The sequence below is a fragment of the Collinsella tanakaei YIT 12063 genome, from assembly GCF_000225705.1.
GTDB classification, from domain to species: domain Bacteria; phylum Actinomycetota; class Coriobacteriia; order Coriobacteriales; family Coriobacteriaceae; genus Collinsella; species Collinsella tanakaei.
On sequence record NZ_JH126467.1, the window covers coordinates 37,028 to 56,326 of the forward strand.

General features: G+C 60.4%; 18 protein-coding genes. All 18 read left to right on the top strand.

Annotation, left to right across the window (positions count from 1 at the left end):
* Positions 1–8 precede the first annotated feature (8 nt).
* The 18 genes from HMPREF9452_RS00145 to HMPREF9452_RS00230 all read left to right on the top strand — a co-directional run bounded on the left by HMPREF9452_RS00145 (position 9) and on the right by HMPREF9452_RS00230 (position 19,296).
* Positions 9–929: a dihydrodipicolinate synthase family protein gene (locus HMPREF9452_RS00145; RefSeq protein ID WP_009140066.1), complete on the top strand. Its 921-nt coding sequence runs from the start codon at positions 9–11 to the stop codon at positions 927–929.
* A gap of 53 nt (positions 930–982) precedes the next feature.
* Positions 983–1,939 (top strand): ROK family protein, encoded by a 957-nt coding sequence (locus tag HMPREF9452_RS00150; protein WP_009140067.1) that lies wholly within the window; start codon positions 983–985, stop codon positions 1,937–1,939.
* A 187-nt stretch (positions 1,940–2,126) separates the two neighbouring features.
* Positions 2,127–2,813 (top strand): N-acetylmannosamine-6-phosphate 2-epimerase, encoded by a 687-nt coding sequence (locus HMPREF9452_RS00155; protein WP_009140068.1) that lies wholly within the window; start codon positions 2,127–2,129, stop codon positions 2,811–2,813.
* Between the two features lie 189 nt (positions 2,814–3,002).
* Complete coding sequence (rapZ, locus tag HMPREF9452_RS00160) at positions 3,003–3,923, top strand: RNase adapter RapZ (RefSeq protein WP_009140069.1); 921 nt, start codon at positions 3,003–3,005, stop codon at positions 3,921–3,923.
* A 6-nt stretch (positions 3,924–3,929) separates the two neighbouring features.
* Entirely contained in the window at positions 3,930–4,970 is a 1,041-nt protein-coding gene (locus HMPREF9452_RS00165; protein ID WP_009140070.1) for a gluconeogenesis factor YvcK family protein, read from the top strand.
* Complete coding sequence (whiA, locus tag HMPREF9452_RS00170; RefSeq protein ID WP_009140071.1) at positions 4,949–5,884, top strand: DNA-binding protein WhiA; 936 nt, start codon at positions 4,949–4,951, stop codon at positions 5,882–5,884. The genes HMPREF9452_RS00165 and whiA overlap by 22 nt, the downstream gene beginning before the upstream one ends.
* Before the next feature lie 204 nt (positions 5,885–6,088).
* Positions 6,089–7,114: a type I glyceraldehyde-3-phosphate dehydrogenase gene (gene gap / locus HMPREF9452_RS00175; protein WP_009140072.1), complete on the top strand. Its 1,026-nt coding sequence runs from the start codon at positions 6,089–6,091 to the stop codon at positions 7,112–7,114.
* A gap of 138 nt (positions 7,115–7,252) precedes the next feature.
* Positions 7,253–8,446 (top strand): phosphoglycerate kinase, encoded by a 1,194-nt coding sequence (locus HMPREF9452_RS00180; RefSeq protein WP_009140073.1) that lies wholly within the window; start codon positions 7,253–7,255, stop codon positions 8,444–8,446.
* Positions 8,433–9,206 (top strand): triose-phosphate isomerase, encoded by a 774-nt coding sequence (gene tpiA, locus HMPREF9452_RS00185; protein WP_009140074.1) that lies wholly within the window; start codon positions 8,433–8,435, stop codon positions 9,204–9,206. The genes HMPREF9452_RS00180 and tpiA overlap by 14 nt, the downstream gene beginning before the upstream one ends.
* Positions 9,207–9,277: 71 nt before the next feature.
* On the top strand, positions 9,278–10,831 hold the full coding sequence (gene gpmI / locus HMPREF9452_RS00190) for a 2,3-bisphosphoglycerate-independent phosphoglycerate mutase (RefSeq protein ID WP_009140075.1): 1,554 nt from the start codon (positions 9,278–9,280) through the stop codon (positions 10,829–10,831).
* A 201-nt stretch (positions 10,832–11,032) separates the two neighbouring features.
* The gene (gene secG / locus HMPREF9452_RS00195) at positions 11,033–11,287 is read left to right on the top strand and encodes a preprotein translocase subunit SecG (protein ID WP_009140076.1); all 255 of its coding nucleotides are present in this window, start codon (positions 11,033–11,035) and stop codon (positions 11,285–11,287) included.
* Between the two features lie 484 nt (positions 11,288–11,771).
* Positions 11,772–12,752, top strand: a complete 981-nt coding sequence (locus HMPREF9452_RS00200) for a PTS sugar transporter subunit IIB (protein ID WP_009140077.1) — start codon at positions 11,772–11,774, stop codon at positions 12,750–12,752.
* 12 nt (positions 12,753–12,764) lie between these two features.
* On the top strand, positions 12,765–13,577 hold the full coding sequence (locus HMPREF9452_RS00205; protein ID WP_009140078.1) for a PTS mannose/fructose/sorbose transporter subunit IIC: 813 nt from the start codon (positions 12,765–12,767) through the stop codon (positions 13,575–13,577).
* Between the two features lie 18 nt (positions 13,578–13,595).
* Complete coding sequence (locus HMPREF9452_RS00210) at positions 13,596–14,513, top strand: PTS system mannose/fructose/sorbose family transporter subunit IID (RefSeq protein WP_009140079.1); 918 nt, start codon at positions 13,596–13,598, stop codon at positions 14,511–14,513.
* 178 nt (positions 14,514–14,691) lie between these two features.
* Complete coding sequence (locus tag HMPREF9452_RS00215; protein ID WP_009140080.1) at positions 14,692–15,063, top strand: DUF956 family protein; 372 nt, start codon at positions 14,692–14,694, stop codon at positions 15,061–15,063.
* 369 nt (positions 15,064–15,432) lie between these two features.
* Positions 15,433–17,133, top strand: a complete 1,701-nt coding sequence (locus HMPREF9452_RS00220) for a peptide ABC transporter substrate-binding protein (RefSeq protein WP_009140081.1) — start codon at positions 15,433–15,435, stop codon at positions 17,131–17,133.
* Positions 17,134–17,295: 162 nt separating this feature from the next.
* The gene (locus HMPREF9452_RS00225; RefSeq protein ID WP_009140082.1) at positions 17,296–18,336 is read left to right on the top strand and encodes an ABC transporter permease; all 1,041 of its coding nucleotides are present in this window, start codon (positions 17,296–17,298) and stop codon (positions 18,334–18,336) included.
* Positions 18,337–18,348: 12 nt separating this feature from the next.
* A complete protein-coding gene (locus HMPREF9452_RS00230; RefSeq protein ID WP_009140083.1) occupies positions 18,349–19,296 on the top strand; it encodes an ABC transporter permease in 948 nt (315 codons plus the stop codon).
* The last annotated feature ends 3 nt before the right edge of the window (positions 19,297–19,299 follow it).

A 19,299-nucleotide genomic window follows, 5' to 3' on the forward strand; every position in this document is an offset into this window, starting at 1 on the left:
TCGTCATTATGACCACTGCTAAGTTCACCGGTGTTTATCCGCCCGTCGTAGTCCCCGATACCCCCGATCACCAGCTTGACGTTGCCTCCTTCGAGCGCAGCGTCAACCGCATGATCGACGCCGGCGTCGATGGCCTGTTCTTCCTGGGCTCTTCGGGCGAGGTTGTCTTCTCCACCGATGAGCGCCGCCGCCAGATCATCTCCGAGGCCGTCCGCATCGTCGACCATCGCGTTCCCGTGATGGTTGGCATCATCGACACCGAGACCGAGCGCGTCCTCGAGCACGGCCGCGTTGCCCAGGAGCTTGGTGCCGACGTGCTGGTCGCCACCTGCCCGTTCTATGCCCTGGGCGGCATGGCCGAGGTTGAGGAGCATTTCCGCATCCTGCATGCCGAGCTCGACCTGCCCATCTTCGCGTACGACATCCCCGTGTGCGTGCACACCAAGCTTCCCTGGAAGCTCCTTGCCAAGCTGGGCGCCGAGGGCGTGCTGGCGGGCGTCAAGGACTCCTCCGGTGACGACGTGTCCTTCCGCTACCTGGTGCAGGAGAACGAGAAGCTTGGTCACCCTCTGACGCTGCTGACCGGTCACGAGGTTGTTGTCGACGGCGCTTACCTGGGCGGCGCCGACGGCTCCGTCCCGGGTCTGGCAAACGTCGAGCCCGAGGGCTACGTTCGCATGTGGAAGGCCGCGCAGGCCGGCGACTGGGCAACCGTCAAGGCCGAGCAGGATCGCCTGAACGAGATCAGCCATATCTGGGATGTCACCACCGGCGTTCAGGGGTACGCCGGCGGCGTCGGCGCGTTCAAGACCGCTATGCACCTCATGGGCGTATTCGATAGCCCCACCATGCCCCGTCCCGTCAAGGCGCTTGAGGGCGAGAACGTCGAGGCCATCCGCAAGGTCCTGGTCGACAACGGCCTGCTGTAGGGCGTCGTCTTTTCCTCGTCCGCACACCTTGTATATGAAAGAGGGCTTGTTCCATGGATACTAAGACGATCGTCTCCGTTGATATCGGCGGCACCAAGATCGCGTGCGGTCTTGTCACCCTTGGCGGAGAGACGCCCGTGGTGGAGAGCGTAGTGAAGGTCCCCACCGATGCGCAGCTGGGTGGCGAGCATGTTCTGGCGACGGTGATCGAACAGGTCAAGGCCGCCATAGAGCGCTGCGACGGCGATCCCGTGGGCGTCGGCATCTCCAGCGCCGGCGTGGTCAACCCCCGCAACGGCGACATCACCTACGCCAACGAGCTCATGCCCGGCTGGGGCGGTACCGCCCTGGGGGCCGAGGTCACGGCTGAGTGCGGCCTTCCGTGCCGCGTGCTCAACGACGTGCACGCCCATGCGCTGGGCGAGGCCCGCCACGGCGGCGGGCGCGATGCGTCCAGCTGCCTGGTTGTTGCGGTTGGCACCGGCATCGGCGGAGCGTTTGTAGAGCACGGCCACATCATGCTGGGCGCTCATGACGAGGCGGGCCACATCGGCCACGTCTGCTGCCCCGCGGCCGCCGGCATTCCGTGCTCTTGCGGCGCGAGCGCGCATCTGGAGCCCATCGCCGCCGGCCCCGGCATCATCCGCGAGTACATTCGCCTGGGCGGCGATGAGCTTTGCGCGGATGGAACCCCCATGCACGGCGCGGAGATCGATGCCCGCGCCGCCGCGGGCGATGAGGCGGCCATCGGCGCCGAGCATCGCGCCGGTCTTGCGCTGGGCGAGGTTCTGGGCAGCATGTGCAATATGCTTGACCCCGCGTGCGTCATCCTGTCCGGCTCGGTCGCTCAGTGCGGCCGCAACTGGTCCAATGCCATGACCGAGGGCTTCAAGAGCCAGGCCATGCCGCCCGTCGCCACCACGCCCATTGTGGGCGGCGAGCTTGGCGGCGACGCACCGCTGATTGGCGCGGCGGAGAACTTCGTCTCCTCCGGTTACGCTGAGTGCTAGTCGCGCGCCGGCGTCGCTGCGCGCTAGCAGCCGCCTTGTAGCCTCAAGGAGCCTTGCTGGATGAACTCGTCCATATGCGCTCCGGGCTTATTGGTAAACGTGTAGGGGAGGGGTGCCGTAGCGCGGCGTCCCTCCTTTTATCCATTCGCCCCCGTTTGAGGGGCGGCAGCAGAAAGGAAGCCTGCTTATGTCCGTGCATCCCCTGATCGAATCCCTCAAGGGCAAGCTCGTCGTCAGCGTCCAGGCCTATCCCGGCGAGCCGCTGCGCACGCCCGAGCACATGGCGGCCATGTCGCGCGCCTGCGAGCTGGGAGGCGCCGCGGCCATCCGCTGCCAGGGCCTCTCCGACATCGCCGCCATCAAGGGCCGCGTCGAGATCCCGGTCATCGGCCTGTGGAAGGACGGCCACGAGGGCGTCTACATCACCCCGACGTTGCGCCACGCCCGCGCCTGCGTCGCCGCCGGCGCCGACATCGTCGCCATCGACGCGACCGACCGCCCGCGCCCGGACGGCAAGTCCCTTGAGGACACGGTGCGCCCGCTCCAGGAGGAGGGGGTGCTGCTCATGGCCGACTGCATGACCATCGAGGACATCCGCCGCGCCGTCGAGCTCGGATTCGACCTGGTCTCCACCACGCTGTCGCACAACAAGCCCGCCATCGAGACCACGCTGGACGAGGGTCCCGACCTACCGCTGCTGCGCCAGGCGACCTCGGAGTTCCCGGGCCTGCCCATCATCTGCGAGGGCCACGTCCACACCCCGGCGGAGGCCCGCTCGGCCATAGACGCCGGCGCCTGGGCCGTGGTGGTGGGTACCGCCATCACCCATCCCACCAGCCTCACCAGCTGGTTCAAGGCCGCGCTGGACGAGTAGGGGGCGCAGCGCCCGTCGGCCGTCCACCCGTGAGTACCTGAATGCGACCTTAAGACGATCGGCCGCGTAGGTTGCAACTTTTACGGGGCGGCGCGCACGGGTGAATGGCGTGAGCAACTTCGGGCTATACTTTGATAGAAACCGTGCGGGGGCGTTTCGTCGTCCCCGTTTCTATGTAAGGGGGCTTCAATGTCCGAGCGCTCAGAAATCACCGCCGCCGAGCTTGCCGACCGCGTTCCCGACGTGGTAATCATCACCGGTATGTCCGGCTCCGGGCGCACGCAGGCCATGCATGTGTTTGAAGACATGGGCTACTTCTGCATCGATAACCTGCCGCCGCGCCTCATTATGCAGATCGCCGAGGTGGTGGGCATTAACGCGGGTATTGGCAGGCACCTTGCCGTAACGTGCGACCTTCGAAGCCAGGGGCTCTTCGACGAGCTTCTCGATGTTATCCGCAGTCTGGGCGAGCATGAGATCAGCTGCAAGGTTGTGTTTTTGGAGGCCTCGGACGAGGTGCTTATCCGCCGTTATAGCGAGAACCGCCGCCCGCACCCCCTGGCGCTTCCGGGCGAGACCACGGCGGACGCAATCATTCGCGAGCGCGTTCAGCTTCGCTTCATTCGCGACCACGCTGACATGATTATCGATACAAGCCGCTTGAGGACGTCCGCCCTGCGCACCAAGCTTCGGTCCGCGTTTTCCGAACTGTCCGACCAGCAGCTTATGGAGGTACACGTCTTCTCCTTTGGCTTTAAGCACGGCCTGCCCGCAGAGGCGGACCTTATGATCGACGTCCGCTTTTTGCCAAACCCCTTCTATGACCCGGAGATGCGCACGCTTACGGGGCTTGATAAAAAGGTGTCTGATTTTGTATTGGATCATCCTAAGACCCAGCAGTTCCTCACGGCGTGGTTCCAGCTGCTCGATGCCGTTATGCCCGGCTACGTGGCGGAGGGCAAGCCGCAGCTCTCCATCGCGATTGGGTGCACCGGCGGGCAGCATCGCAGCGTCGCCATCGCAGAGGCCACCTCTCGCTACCTTGAGAAGCAGCAGTACCATGTAAACACATCCCATCGCGACCTCGCAAAAGCGAATATCAGGAGCTAGCGCCTTATGGAACACAGGATTCGCGCGGTGTCCATAGGCGGGGGGACCGGTCAGCCCAGGGCTATCGCGGCCCTGCGCCATATGGGGGCGTCGATTGATTCGGTGGTCGCTATGGCAGATGACGGCGGTTCGACGGGCGTTCTTCGCGAACGTGCGGGCATCCTGCCTCCCGGCGATGTGAGGAAATGCCTCTCCGCGCTGGCGGGCGATCCCGAGTGCGCTTTTGCGCGCGCTTTCGCGCACCGCTTTCCCTACATAGATGATCACGCTCTGGGCAACTTGGTGCTTACGGCGCTGGCAGAGGAGATGGACTCGTTTTCCCAGGCCATTCGCGTATGCGAGGAGTTGTTGCGATGCGTGGGCCATGTGCATCCCTCGACGCTCGACCCGGTGACCATGTCCGGGGTTACGGTTGCCGGCCAGCAGATACATGGGCAGGCGCGCATCTCATATGGCGGCAACGCCATGCGTCGCGTATGGCTTGACCAGCAGGATCCCGCGGCGAACCCGCAGGCGGTCGAGGCCATCCTCGCAGCCGACCTGGTGGTCTTGGGCCCGGGCTCGCTGTTCACCTCGATCGTGCCCAATCTGCAGGTGCCGGGTATCGCCCGCGCGCTTGCGGGCACTCATGCCGTTCGAGTGTTCGTGTGCCCTAAAATCGATTCATTGGGCGAGACCCAGGGGATGAGCGTGGCGGACCACGTGGATCAGCTGCTATCGCTGGCGTCCCCGCCCCTGCTCGATGCGGTTTTGGTCCACCATGCGGATGCCCCGGAGTTTGTTTTCCCGTATGCCCCCGGCCCTGCGTACCGTACGAGCGCGTTGGCGGGCGATGTGGTGACCGCACGCGATATCGATTTGGCCAAGCGCGCGCCTTTTGGCCCCATTCAGGCCGGCGAGCGGGAGATCTCCCGTATCGAGCAAAGCGTTCCGGTGGTTCTCGTCCGAGATTTCACGGGTAGCGAATCCCCTGCGGTTCATGATGTGCAGGCTCTGGCGAGCGCGCTTGAGGAGGTGCTTGATCAATGTCGTTCAGTGCGGAGGTGAGAGACGAGCTTGCCCGCTGCGAGCCCAAGTGCGAATACTGCGACCTGGCAACGCTCGCCGCACTGGTGCGTGTTTGCGGCACCCTGAGCTTTGCCGGCCCGGGGCGATATCGGCTGCAGATAGCCACGGAGACGGGTGCCGTCGCTCGCACCATGATCGGCCTTACCCATAAGATCTTGAAGCTCAAGACCGAGTTCACCGTGCGCAAGTCCGTGCTTCACAAGGTGAGAAACTACCTTATCGCGTTACCCGACCAGCCGGATCTTGGCAAAGCGCTGGTGCTTTTGGGAATCCTCGACCGCCATGGTGCGCTGGTGCGCGGCGTTCCTCATCACGTGGTGGCACGCGATTGCTGCCGACTGGCCTATATCCGCGGCGCGCTTATCGCCGGCGGCTTTGTGGCGGACCCCAAGGGCGATTTTCACCTAGAGATCGCCGTGCAGGGCGAGGAGTTTGCGCGCGGTCTTGCCGGGCTGATAGGGGAGTTGGGCATAAACGCGCGCGTGAATCCGCGGCGCGCCTCGTTCGCGGTGTACATAAAGAGCGCGGACGATATCAAGAAGCTGCTCACGCTTGCGGGGGCGACCCGTTGCGTGGCGGAGATTGAGGAGGCGCGAGCGGTAAAGTCCGTTAAGAACGAGGTGAACCGCCGCGTTAACGCGGAACTGGCCAATCAGACCAGGAGCGCCGGTGCAGCCCAGCGCCAGATGGAGCTAATTGGAGAATTGGAGCATTTAGGGTTACGAGAAGGTCTTCCGCAGGCGCTCGAGGACTTCTGTCTTTTGCGCGAGGCGAATCCGGATTTGTCTTTGAGGGACCTGGGCCAGCTGGCCGATCCGCCCCTGTCAAAATCGGCCCTGTACCACCGTGTTTTGCGATTGGAGAAGATGGTCGAGGGCGCCCGTGGACGTTGAGACCTTTAGCAAGAATACTAATATGAAACGCTTCAAAATACTTCTACCAGCACTTTTTGAAGCGATTTTAATCGTTGCGTGGTATCAAATCTTTCTATTCCCGCGATATTCAGGGAAGAAAAAAGGTATATTTGGTGAGTGGTTAGTTTGTGGGCCCAAGCGGCAGACAAAGGGATCCTGCCGGGCCTAACGAAAGGAGACACAATGGCAGTAAAGGTTGCTATTAACGGCTTTGGTCGCATCGGCCGTCTGGCTTTCCGTCAGATGTTCGGTCACGAGGGCTCCGAGATCGTCGCCATCAACGACCTCACCTCTCCCGACATGCTCGCGTACTTGCTGAAGTATGACTCCACGCAGGGCAACTACTCTCGCGATCACAAGGTCGAGGCTACCGAGGACTCCATCATCGTCGACGGCAAGGAGATCAAGATCTACGCCGAGGCCGACGCTAACAACCTGCCCTGGGGCGACCTCGACGTCGACGTCGTTCTCGAGTGCACCGGTTTCTACACCTCCAAGGCTAAGGCTCAGGCTCACATCAACGCCGGCGCCAAGAAGGTCGTCATCTCCGCTCCCGCTGGCAACGACCTGCCCACCATCGTTTACAACGTCAACCATGAGTCGCTGACCGCTGAGGACAACATCATCTCCGCGGCTTCCTGCACCACCAACTGCCTCGCCCCGATGGCCAAGGGTCTCAACGACTTCGCTCCCATCGTTGCTGGCATCATGACCACCATTCACGCCTGGACCGGCGACCAGATGCCGCTCGACGGCCCGCAGCGCAAGGGCAACAAGCGTCGTGGCCGCGCCTGCGCCGTCAACATCGTCCCCAACTCCACCGGTGCTGCTAAGGCTATCGGCCTGGTTCTCCCCGAGCTCAACGGCAAGCTGATCGGTGCCGCTCAGCGCGTTCCTACGCCCACCGGCTCCCTCACCAACCTCTACGCCGTCGTTGACAAGGTTGTCACCGTCGACGAGGTCAACGCTGCTATGAAGGCTTACGCTGAGACCATCTCCGAGACCTTCGCTTACAACGAGGACGACATCGTCTCCACCGACATCATCGGCGAGACCCACGGCTCCATCTTCGACGCCACCCAGACCATGTGCAACGATCTGGGCAACGGCCAGACCCTGGTTCAGGTTGTTTCTTGGTACGACAACGAGAACTCCTACACCTCCCAGATGGTCCGCACCATCAAGTACTTCGAGAAGTTCGTCGCCTAAGTTGCCGATGGCTTCCATTTTCGCTTGATAAGCGTCTAAGAGGGGCGCGGCCTCAAGGCTTCCAGCCCGGGGTCGCGCCCTTTTTATATCGTGGCCGCACGTATGTGCGACCGCATTCGATTTGAAAGGTAGATGCACATGGCTTTCACCAAGAAGACCGTTCGCGACATCGATGTCGACGGCAAGCGCGTCCTCGTCCGCGTTGACTTCAACGTGCCCATCAAGGACGGCGTCGTTGGCGATACCACCCGTATCAAGGCTGCTCTTCCCACTATCAACTACCTGGTCGAGCACAACGCCCGCGTTATCCTCATGAGCCACCTCGGCCGTCCCGACGGCACCGGCTTCCAGGCCGAGTTCTCCCTCGAGCCCGTCGCTGCCAAGCTGGCCGAGCTCTCCGGCCTGGACGTCTCTTTCGTCGCCGACACCTATGGCGAGAAGGCCGCTGAGGCAGTCGCCGCCGTCGAGCCCGGCAAGGTTCTGGTTCTCGAGAACGTCCGCTTCGACAAGCGCGAGAAGAAGAACGACCCCGAGATCGCCAAGACCCTCGCTTCCTATGGCGACGTCTTCGTCCTCGACGCCTTCGGCACCGCTCACCGCGCCCAGGGTTCCGTTGTGGGCCCCGCCGCTTACCTGCCCGCCGTCGCCGGCTTCCTGCTTGAGAAGGAGGTCGACACCCTCACCGGTATCTTCGCCGAGCCCGAGCGTCCCTTCGTCGCTATCGTCGGCGGCTCCAAGGTCTCCTCTAAGATCGGTGTCCTGGATCACCTCATCGACTCTGCCGACACCCTGATCATCGGTGGCGGTATGGCTTACACCTTCTTCCTGGCCCAGGGCCTTTCCGTGGGCAACTCCCTGAAGGAAGAGGATTGGGTCGAGCGCGCTGGCGAGATGCTCAAGAAGGCAGAGGAGAAGGGCGTCAAGATCCTGCTCCCCGTCGACAACCGCGTTGCCGACCACTTTGGCGAGGACGCTGTTCCCGAGGTTGTCTCTTCCGATTCTATTCCGGACGACCGCGAGGGCATGGACATCGGCCCCAAGACCGAGGAGCTCTACGCAGAGGCCATCAAGGGCGCCAAGACCGTCTTCTGGAACGGCCCCATGGGCGTCTTCGAGTTCGATAACTTCGCCCACGGCACCGAGGCCGTTTGCCGTGCCGTCGCCGACGCCGATTGCACCTCCATCATCGGCGGTGGCGATTCCGTCGCAGCAGTTAACAAGTTCAACCTGGCCGACAAGATGAGCTGGATTTCCACCGGCGGTGGCGCTTCCATGGAGCTCGTCGAGGGTAAGGCCCTTCCCGGAGTGGAGGCACTCAATGACGCAGAATAACCGCACCCTGCTCATCGCAGGCAACTGGAAGATGAACAACGACGTTCAGGCTGCAGCCACCCTGGCTGACGAGCTGGTCGCCGCTCTTGACGGCGTCGACAATGGCGTCGAGGTCCTTGTCTGCCCGCCCACCATCGACCTCACCACGGTCGCTGCCAAGCTCGATGGCTCCGCTATCAAGCTGGGCGCCCAGAACGTCTACTGGGAGGCCGCCGGCGCCTACACCGGAGAGTCCTCCTGCGACATGCTGAAGTCCGCTGGCTGCACCTACTGCATCATCGGCCACTCCGAGCGTCGCGACTACTTCCATGAGACCGATGAGGACCAGAACAAGAAGGCCAAGGCCCTGGTCGCCGCCGGCCTGGTTCCGGTCTTCTGCTGCGGCGAGCCCCTCGAGGTCCGCGAGGCGGGCACCTACGTCGAGCACGTCGTCGCTCAGGTCAAGGCTGGTCTGGAGGGTCTCGAGATCGCTGACCCGGCTCAGCTCGTGGTCGCTTACGAGCCCATCTGGGCTATCGGCACCGGCATGACCGCCACTGCCGATGATGCCCAGGAGGTCTGCGCTGCCGTCCGCGAGGCACTGGCCGATCTGTTCGGCGCCGAGCTCGCTTCCGGCATCCGCGTCCTTTACGGCGGCTCCGCCAAGCCCGGCAACATCGCCGAGCTCACCGCCAAGCCCGATGTGGACGGCGCTCTTGTCGGCGGCGCTTCCCTCAAGGCCGCTGATTTCTCCCAGATGGTTGTGAAGTCTGCGGAGTAGTACCTGTTTGGTATTCGGGCCGTGGCGTTCACGCGCTGCGGCCCACTCTTTTGAAAAGAGGAAAATTAGATATGGCTAACCATCATCTTCCTGCGCTGCTCGTCATTATGGACGGCTTCGGTCTGGCGCCCCAGGGCGCGGATAACGCCGTCGCCGCTGCGAGCACCCCGTTCATCGACTCGCTGTACGAGAAGTATCCCCACACCACGCTGGGTGCTTCCGGCGAGGACGTCGGCCTTCCCGACGGCCAGATGGGCAACTCCGAGGTGGGCCACCTCAACATCGGTGCCGGCCGCATCGTGTTTCAGGAGCTCTCCCGCATCAACAACGCCATCAAGGACGGCTCCATCAAGACCAACGAGGTCTTCACCAAGACCATGGACGATGTCGCCGCTTCCGGTAAGACCCTGCACCTCATGGGTCTCATGAGCCCCGGCGGCGTCCACTCCATGGAGTCTCACTGCGAGGCCCTGGTCTCTATGGCTGCCGAGCGCGGCGTGAAGACCGTTCGCGTCCACTGCTTCATGGACGGCCGCGACGTCGATCCCCAGTCCGGCGCCGGCTACGTCGCCGACCTTGTCGACTTCCTAGCCAAGGTTTCCGCCGAGACCGGCTGCGACGCCCGCGTCGCCACGATCGAGGGTCGCTATTGGGCCATGGACCGCGATAACCGCTGGGAGCGCGTCCAACTCGCCTACGACGCCATCACCAAGGCGTCCGATGCCGAGTCCGATCCGGTTGAGGGCATCAAGGCCTTCTACGAGAAGGACCCGCGCGGTGACGAGTTCGTCGATCCGTTCGTTTGCCACAACGAGGGCGTCGCTGATGGCGATGCCGTCATCTTCTTCAACTTCCGTCCGGACCGCGCCCGCCAGATGACCCGCGCGTTCACGGAGGAGGGCTTCGACGGCTTCGACCGCGAGGTCGTTCCCGCACTGTCCCACTTTGTCACCATGACCGAGTATGACCCCTCCTTCAACGTCGAGGTCGCTTTCCCCAAGACGTTCCCCGAGAACGTTCTTGCTGACGTCATCGCTGCCAATGGCCTGAAGCAGCTGCACACCGCTGAGACCGAGAAGTATGCGCACGTCACCTTCTTCCTCAACGGCGGCATCGAGGAGCCCAAGGAGGGCGAGGAGCGCGTGCTTGTCGCTTCCCCCAAGGTCGCTACCTATGACCTCAAGCCCGAGATGAGCGCACCGGAGGTTACCGAGAAGCTGGTCGCCGCCATCAACGAGGACCGCGCCGACTTCTACATCGTCAACTTCGCCAACTGCGACATGGTTGGCCACACCGGCGTCTTCGATGCCGCTAAGGCCGCCGTCGAGGCTGTTGACAACGCGCTGTCCCAGGTTATCCCCGCCATCCAGGCCAAGGGCGGCTTTGCGCTCATCACGGCTGACCACGGCAACGCGGATCACATGTTTGACGAGGTCAATGGCGAGAAGAGGCCGTTCACCGCGCACACCACCAACCGCGTTCCCTTCATCATCGTGAGCGACTCCGCCAAGCTTACCGGCATCGAGGACGGTCGCCTGTCTGACATCGCTCCCACCATGCTTACCATGGCCGGCCTTGAGCCCAGCGCCGAGATGACCGGCCGCGTTCTCGCCGTCGAGGAGTAGACGCGCCCCTCGACCTTCATTAAGCTTTTGGACGAGGATTCTTTGACCTGAATCATATAGAGCTCGTTCCCCTCTATGCAAATAGGGGAGGACGAGCTCTTTTGCCTTTGCCGAAAACGTGCAATTTCCCTTGGTTTCACCGAACGGTCCCATGCTGTGATACCATGATGGGCTGTCAGTAAACCACTCAAAGGAGTCAACGTGGGTCCGTTCCAGATTCTTCTCTTCGCCGTTTGGGCGCTTTCTGCGATCGCGCTGATCGCTCTCGTTTTGATGCATTCCGGTAAGGGCACCGGCGTTTCCGACATGATCGCCAGCTCCCTGTACAACTCCAGCGCTGCTACCGGCGTTATGGAGCAGAATCTCGATAAACTTACGGTTATTGTCGCCGTTGTGTTCTCCGTCTGCGTTGTTCTCGCCATGTTCTTCTTCCCCCAGGGCATCGTCGGCCTGTAAGGCGCTTGTTTGCAATAGGGGAGAGCCCTCTTATTTAGGGAGCTGACTTTTTCTAAACCCGTCTCAGTTTCGAGGCGGGTTTTCTTATATGTGTGGTCGTACGGCGTGTCTCGTGGTTTTCGCGATGATCATCTTACGCGCGAGGACTAATTGTTGTTACAAAATGCTTGCGGATTCTGCCTTGACAATCAGGGATTTACTGTCAAGTATAAATCTGTTAACGGATAATTGTGCATGAATATCTGATTCAATATATACAATATGCAATAAAAAAATAAGGGAATATGCTTTAATATATTCATTATATAGAAAAGTATATGCAATGTATACAGTTGATTAACGGTTGTTCATCAACTTTTCTACAAAACTCGTCCACTAAACGGCTACAATAATGTGCCGTGGAGTGCGCAAAGGTATGACCAGCCGCTGCACGCTCCAATATCCGCAAGAAGGGATTAGAGTCGGATAAAAGGAGGTTGGAGAGTTGGTAGGAATTGTTATCGCTAGCCATGGCGAGCTCGCACCCGGTATCAAGCAGGCGGGCAGCATGGTGTTCGGTGACCAGCCCAACGTCGGCGCCGTGTCGCTGATGCCAAGCATGGGTCCCGACGATATCCGTGCCAAGATCGAAGAATGCATTTCTTCGTTCGACGACCAGGATCAGGTATTGATTCTGGCCGATCTCTGGGGTGGTACCCCGTTCAACCAGGCGAGCGCCGTGCTCGATGGCCATGAGGATTCTTGGGCCATCGTAACCGGTCTCAATCTGCCTATGTTGATCGAGGCGTATGCATCCCGTATGTCATGTGAGTCCGCGCAGGAAGTTGCCGTCGCGGTTCTCAAGACTGCCCGCGAGGGCGTTCGTATCAAACCCGAGGAGCTCGAGCCCGCAGAGGAGAAGCCCGCTGCAGCCGCTGTCGCTCCCAAGGGTGCGATCCCCGAGGGCACTGTTCTTGGTGATGGTCACATCAAGTACGTGCTCTGCCGCATCGACACGCGTTTGCTCCATGGTCAGGTTGCAACCACGTGGACCAAGATGACCGGTCCCGACCGTATCATCGTGGTCTCCGATGCCGTCGCGCATGATGATTTGCGCAAATCCATGATCGAGCAGGCTGCTCCTCCGGGAGTCAAGGCTCACGTCGTGCCCATCGACAAGATGATCTCCGTTGCAAAGGATCCGCGCTTTGGCGCTACCAAGGCGATGCTCCTGTTCGAGAACCCGCAGGATCTCCTGCGTGCCATCGAGGGCGGAGTTGACATCAAGAAGGTCAACCTGGGCTCCATGGCCCACTCCGTCGGCAAGGTCGTTGTCTCCAACGCCGTCGCTATGGGCAAGGAAGACGTCGAGACCATCGAGGCTCTTATCGCTAAGGGCATCGAGTTCGACGTCCGCAAGGTTCCGGCAGATTCGCCGGAGTCTATCGACGCCATGCTGAAGAAGGCTAAGGCCGAACTTGCCTAAAAGGAGGTAGAAATGTCGATTATCACGATTGCACTTATCGTCCTCGTCGCCTTCCTTGCAGGCATGGAGGGCGTTCTGGACGAGTTCCAGTTCCATCAGCCCCTGGTGGCGTGCACGCTCATTGGTTTGGTGAGCGGTCATTTGGCCGAGGGCATCATGCTCGGTGGCTCCCTGCAGATGATTGCCCTTGGTTGGGCTAACGTCGGCGCCGCCGTCGCTCCGGATGCCGCCCTGGCTTCCGTCGCTTCCGCGATCATCATGGTGCTCGCGCTGGACGGCGGTAGCGCGAACTCGACCGACGCGATCAACGCCTCGATCGCCCTGGCCGTGCCGCTGTCCGTCGCCGGCCTGTTCCTTACCATGATCTGCCGTACCATCGCTATTCCTATAGTTCACGCTATGGACGCGGCGGCAGAGAAGGGTAACTTCGCAGCCATCGACGGCTTGCAGATCGTAGCCATCTGCCTGCAGGGCGTCCGCATCGCCATCCCGGCGCTCGCGCTGTGCTTCGTTCCCGCTCAGGTCGTTACCGACGCCCTGAACATGATGCCCGCATGGCTCTCCGGCGGCATGGCCGTCGGCGGTGGCATGATCGCCGCCGTTGGTTACGCCATGGTCATCAACATGATGGCGACCAAGGAGGTCTGGCCGTTCTTCGCGCTGGGCTTCTGCCTCGCCGCCATCAGCCAGCTCACGCTGATCGCCCTCGGCGTCATCGGTATCTCCCTCGCCCTTATCTACCTTGGCCTCAAGGACCTTGCCAAGAACGGTAACGGCGGCGGCTCCGGTGACCCGCTCGGCGACATCTTGAACGATTACGAGTAGGAAAGGGGGACAACGATAATGGCAGAGAAGGTTACTCTCTCTAAGAAAGACCGTATGGCCGTTGCCTGGCGTCACCAATTCCTGCAGGGCTCTTGGAACTACGAGCGTATGCAGAACGGCGGCTGGTGCTATTCCATGGTCCCGGCTATCAAGAAGCTGTACTCCAATAAGGAGGACCAGGTTGCCGCGCTTAAGCGCCACATGGAGTTCTACAACACCCATCCGTACGTCTCCGCTCCGGTTATCGGCGTTACCCTGGCCCTCGAAGAGGACCGCGCCAACGGCGCCAAGGTGGAGGACGCAGCGATCCAGGGCGTTAAGGTCGGTATGATGGGCCCGCTGGCCGGCGTCGGCGATCCCGTCTTCTGGTTCACCCTTCGCCCCATTCTCGGTGCTCTGGGCGCTTCGCTGGCGCTCGGCGGCTCCATCCTGGGTCCGCTGCTGTTCTTCTTCGGCTGGAACATCATCCGCATGCTGTTCCTCTGGTACACCCAGGAGTTCGGCTACAAGGTCGGTACTTCCATCACCAAGGACCTCTCCGGCGGCCTGATGGGCAAGATCACCGAGGGCGCTTCCATCCTCGGCATGTTCATCATCGGATCGCTGGTCCAGCGCTGGGTTTCCATTTCCTTCACCCCGGTTGTTTCCAGGGTCACCCAGTCTGCCGGTGCCTACATCGACTGGGCTAACCTGCCCGCCGGCACCGATGGTATCCGCGAGGCCCTTACGCAGTACTCCTCGCTTGGCGCCACCGGCCTTGACGTCATCAAGACCACCACGCTTCAGGCCAACCTCGACTCCCTTATCCCGGGTCTCGCCGCTGTCTGCCTGACGCTTCTGTGCTGCCAGCTGCTTAAGAAGAAGGTTTCCCCCATCGTCATCATCCTGTGCCTGTTCGCCGTCGGTATCGGCGGACGCCTGCTTGGCATCATGTAAGTCGTCGTTCGACGTGCATGTACGGCTTTTTTGGACGATGAATCCGGTAGCAGCCTGATTCTTGCATTCGCGCCCCGTGTATTCGACTTTGCGTCGCGTGCACGGGGCGTACTGTATTCACTGGTACCTATGTGGTACGGTAAAATGGTTTCTGCATATTCTAATGAGGGGAGTGGGGATGGCTCAGTCGCAAAACAGCGTCGTGGACCTTACGATTCCCGCAACGTCCTACCATGGTCTTGCCACTTACGGCAACGTCATGATCGGCAACAAAGCCTTTGAGTTCTATAACGAGAAGAATCCCGAGGATTTCATTCAGATACCGTGGGAGCAGATCGACCATGTAGCGGGCTCCGTCATGTTTGGTGGCAAGTGGATCGCGCGCTTTGCGATCATGACCAAGAACGACGGGGACTTCTCGTTCTCTACCAAGGACAACAAGAAGACCCTGCGCGCCATGCGCGCTTATATTCCAGAGGACCATCTGGTGCGGTCGCTGAGCTTTTTCGATGTGGTCAAGCGTGGGTTTTTAAGCTTGTTCAAACGGTAGGTAAAGCGCTTGTAAACGCATATTGTTTCTAAATGGTTTCATCCATCTGGGCATGTCACCGTTCGCCGAACTTGAACTTGACTTTTTTGAGTTTGGTGAGCGGTGTCATGAGTTTGCAGGTAGAAATAGTGCGATTCGCTAAAAAGTATCAATATGCACAATCGCACTTTTGCCAAATAAAGAAAATCCTTGCGGTTACACAAAAAGAGACGTTAATTATGCATTAAATGCGCTAAGGTAGTACAACATCACAGCCTGTTACCAAGTGTGGGCAATGGGTTGGACGATGATACGGTGCGCGGTTTTGCTGCGGTCGAGTGCGCTCGAAATCACCGTGCATCGGAAGGTTTCATCTTAAAGGAGGATGGCATGACTGAAATGAAGAACCAGCCCGTAGTCGGTCGTCGCGCGTTCGTCGGCGGCACCCTCGCTGCGAGCTCTCTGGCGTTCCTCGCCGCATGCGGCAAGAAGGAGAACACCGCTTCCGGTAGCGGCAGCACCTCTACCGCTGCTGAGGGTGGCACCCTGAACTACTACATCAACAACCCGGTCTGCATCGATCCCTACAACGTCCAGGAGGACCAGGGCACCCAGGTCGAGTTCCAGCTCTTCGATTCCCTCATGAAGTTCGACTTCGAGGCCAACGAGCTCAAGCCGCTCGCCTGCGAGAGCTATGAGGTTTCCGATGACGTCAAGACCTTTACCTTCCACCTGATCGAGGGCGCCACCTTCCACAACGGCGACCCCGTTACCGCTGCTGACTTCAAGCGCGGTTGGACCCGTCTGGTCAGCCCCAAGAGCGCGGTTCAGGTAGAGTACGGTCCCTCCCAGATCGCTTACCACCTGTCCATGGTCAAGGGCTACTCCGAGCTCGCCGCTGGCGACGCCGACGACTTCGCCGGCGTTACCTGCCCCGACGACAACACGCTGGTTGTCGAGCTCACCGCTGCCTACGCTGACTTCCCCTACGTCTGCTCTCACCCCGCTCTGGCTCCCGTGCCCGAGGCCGCTGAGTCCGACGCCAAGAACTTCTACCTCGCTCCTATCGGCAACGGCGCCTTCATGATGAAGCCGGACACCAAGTGGGAGGACGGCCAGTACATCGACCTCGTCCGTTTTGATGATTATCACGGCGACAAGGCCAAGATCGACGGCATCCACTTCGGCGTCCAGAAGGACATCGAGACCGCGTACAAGGAGTTCCAGGCTGGCAACTTCGACGTCGCCGACGTTCCCACCGCTCAGATCGATGCCGCCAAGAAGGAGTACGGCACGTCTGAGGACGGCTACACCATGAACGACAAGGGTCGTATGCTTCTTGGTGCCGAGCCCTCCACGTATTACCTGGTCTGCAACACCACCATCGAGCCTTTCAACAACGCCGACTTCCGTAAGGGCGTTTCTCTGGCCATCAACCGCGAGGCTATCTGCGAGTCCATCTTCAAGGGCACCCGTACCCCCGCCGACGGCATCGTTCCTCCGGGAATCGACGGTTACAAGGAGGGCGCATGGGAGTTCTCTGCCTATGACGTCGACAAGGCCAACGAGTACCTCGACAAGGTCGCTCCCATGAACGGTGATTCTCGCGGCATCTCCATGGTTCTGTCCTACAACCAGGATGGCGGCCACAAGGAGATCATGGAGTCCGTCATCGGCGACCTCGCCAAGGTTGGCGTCGAGGTCACCTCTGATACCCCCGAGTGGTCTGCTCTTCTGTCCAAGTATGACAACATGGACTTCCAGATCGGTCGTCTGGCCTGGGTTGCCGACTACCCGATCATGGACAACTTCCTGTACCCGCTGTTCCACTCTGATTCCCTGGGTGGCGACAACAAGTCTGGTTACAGCAACGCCGAGGTTGACAAGATGATCATGGACGCCCGTGGCATCACCGACGACGCTGCTCGTATCGCCAAGATGCAGGAGGCCGACGCTCTCATCGGCGCCGACCTGCCCGTCATCCCTGTGATGTTCTACACCCACACTCTTGTCGGCTCCAGCCGCATCAAGAACCTCTACATCGATCCTCAGAAGAAGGCCTACCTTGGCCGCGCTGAGCTGTCCGCGTAGATAATGTCAATTAACGTACAGTAATTGCCTTTTAGGTTATACTAACTGTTCGCGAAAACGGGGTGCCGATGCTCGCGTCGGCATCCCGTTTCCTGATGGAGAGGAACCCCGACCGTCTCCATCTTCACATTTAGTCCCGACGACAGGGGAGAGATCGTATCTATGGGAAAGTACATCCTCAAGCGAGTGCTGCAATTCATCCCGGTGTTCTTTGGCGTAACGCTTATTCTGTTTGCGCTGCAGAACATTGTCCCGGGCGATCCGATCAAGCTTATAGGCGGCGGCGGTAAGGCCATGACTCCGGAAGCGGAGCTTAACCTGCGCATTCGCTATAATCTTGTTCAGGTCGATGAGAATGGCCACGCTATTCTCGACGAGAACGGCGATCCCGTTCCGGTCCCCATGCTGGACCGCTACGTCACCTACATCACCGACCTGTTCCATGGTGATCTGGGTGAGTCCTACCAGCGCAAGATGGAGGTCACGGATATCTTAAGTTCCAAGTATCCGTATACCATCAAGCTTGCTATCTGCGCCATCGTTTTGGAAGCCATTATGGGCGTCGGCGCAGGAATCATCTCGGCAGTGAAGCGATACTCGTTCTGGGATATCCTCGTAACCCTCTCTACGTCGGTTTTGGTCGCAGTGCCGGCATTCTGGTTGGGCATGCTGCTCCAGCTGATTTTCGGCGTCTGGATCAAGGACTTGACCGGCGGCGCGTTCTCGCTGCCTATCTCCGGTGCCGGCGGTGCCGCATCCCAGTACCAGGATTGGGTCCACTATATCCTGCCTTCCATCACCCTGGCTTCCGTATCCACCGCCTATGCCGCGCGCATCATGCGCTCGCAGCTGTTGGATGTTATGAACCAGGACTACATCCGCACCGCTAAGGCCAAGGGCCTTTCAAATCGCGCCATCATCTGGAAGCACGCTCTTAAGAACGCCCTTATCCCGGTTGTCACCTATATTGGCGTCGACTTTGGCGCTATGCTCGCCGGCGCAATCCTCACGGAGACGGTCTTCAACTGGCCCGGTGTTGGCTATGAGATCTATCGCGCTATTACGCAGCGTGACTGGCCCATTGTTATGGGTGGCGTGACCGTGGTTGTCGTCGTGGTCATGGTTATCAATCTTCTGGTCGATATCAGCTACGCATTCCTTGATCCTCGCATTCGTTACGGTGCGCCCAAGGACAAGGCGTAGGGGAGGGTTAGCATGCAAGAACCGAGTCCTACTCAGCGCGCCGGCATGGCCGCAAAGGCGGAGACCAAGGGTCAGGTTAAGCCCGCCGCCAAGTCCCGCACGCTTTGGGGCGATGCCTTCAAGCGTCTTCGTAAAAACAAGCTCGCCGTCCTCGCGGTGATCTGGATCATTTTCGTCGCCCTGGTCGCTCTCACCGCGGACCTATGGGCGCAGGATTGGTTGGGTTCGCCCACCGCGTCCGACTCTACGCTCATGGCGACCACCTCGCTGCTGCCTCCTTCGGCTGAGCACCCGTTCGGCACCGATCCGCTGGGCCGCGACATCCTTGTCCGCGTTATCTACGGCGCGCGCGTCTCGCTGTCGGTCGGTATCATGGCCACCGCCATCTCTACGGCAATCGGTCTGATTCTTGGTGCGATCGCAGCGTTCTACGGCGGTATCTGGGACACCATCATCATGCGTCTCGCCGACGTGTTCCTGGCGTTCCCCTATATCCTGTTCGTCGTTGCCATGATCGCGGTTATCGGGCAGAGCCTTACCAACGTCTTTATCGCTATCGGTATCCTTGGCTGGCCGTCGATCGCCCGTGTGTTCCGCTCCGCGATCCTTACCGTCAAGGAGAACGACTACGTCGACGCCGCTCGCGCTATGGGCGCATCTGACGCTCGTATCATCGCGCGTCATATCTTCCCCAACTCCGTGGCTTCCATCGTCGTCTACGCGACCATGAACATCGGCGGCGCCATCCTTACCGAGTCCTCCCTGTCCTTCCTGGGCATGGGCGTTGTTCCGCCCACCCCGTCTTGGGGCTCCATGATTCAGGCCGGCCAGGCGTACCTTGAGACCGCTCCGTGGATGATGATCATGCCGGGTCTGGCGATTCTTTCCACCGTTCTCGCCTTCACCCTGCTTGGTGACGGCCTGCGCGATGCTCTCGACGTCAAGATGAAGGATGCGTAAGTT

Bases quoted from the DNA above. Each gene is read 5' to 3' on its own strand.
- HMPREF9452_RS00145 (WP_009140066.1), top strand. From the start codon at position 9: ATGACCACTGCTAAGTTCACCGGTGTTTATCCGCCCGTCGTAGTCCCC.
- HMPREF9452_RS00150 (WP_009140067.1), top strand. From the start codon at position 983: ATGGATACTAAGACGATCGTCTCCGTTGATATCGGCGGCACCAAGATC.
- HMPREF9452_RS00155 (WP_009140068.1), top strand. From the start codon at position 2,127: ATGTCCGTGCATCCCCTGATCGAATCCCTCAAGGGCAAGCTCGTCGTC.
- rapZ (WP_009140069.1), top strand. From the start codon at position 3,003: ATGTCCGAGCGCTCAGAAATCACCGCCGCCGAGCTTGCCGACCGCGTT.
- HMPREF9452_RS00165 (WP_009140070.1), top strand. From the start codon at position 3,930: ATGGAACACAGGATTCGCGCGGTGTCCATAGGCGGGGGGACCGGTCAG.
- whiA (WP_009140071.1), top strand. From the start codon at position 4,949: ATGTCGTTCAGTGCGGAGGTGAGAGACGAGCTTGCCCGCTGCGAGCCC.
- gap (WP_009140072.1), top strand. From the start codon at position 6,089: ATGGCAGTAAAGGTTGCTATTAACGGCTTTGGTCGCATCGGCCGTCTG.
- HMPREF9452_RS00180 (WP_009140073.1), top strand. From the start codon at position 7,253: ATGGCTTTCACCAAGAAGACCGTTCGCGACATCGATGTCGACGGCAAG.
- tpiA (WP_009140074.1), top strand. From the start codon at position 8,433: ATGACGCAGAATAACCGCACCCTGCTCATCGCAGGCAACTGGAAGATG.
- gpmI (WP_009140075.1), top strand. From the start codon at position 9,278: ATGGCTAACCATCATCTTCCTGCGCTGCTCGTCATTATGGACGGCTTC.
- HMPREF9452_RS00205 (WP_009140078.1), top strand. From the start codon at position 12,765: ATGTCGATTATCACGATTGCACTTATCGTCCTCGTCGCCTTCCTTGCA.
- HMPREF9452_RS00210 (WP_009140079.1), top strand. From the start codon at position 13,596: ATGGCAGAGAAGGTTACTCTCTCTAAGAAAGACCGTATGGCCGTTGCC.
- HMPREF9452_RS00215 (WP_009140080.1), top strand. From the start codon at position 14,692: ATGGCTCAGTCGCAAAACAGCGTCGTGGACCTTACGATTCCCGCAACG.
- HMPREF9452_RS00220 (WP_009140081.1), top strand. From the start codon at position 15,433: ATGACTGAAATGAAGAACCAGCCCGTAGTCGGTCGTCGCGCGTTCGTC.
- HMPREF9452_RS00225 (WP_009140082.1), top strand. From the start codon at position 17,296: ATGGGAAAGTACATCCTCAAGCGAGTGCTGCAATTCATCCCGGTGTTC.
- HMPREF9452_RS00230 (WP_009140083.1), top strand. From the start codon at position 18,349: ATGCAAGAACCGAGTCCTACTCAGCGCGCCGGCATGGCCGCAAAGGCG.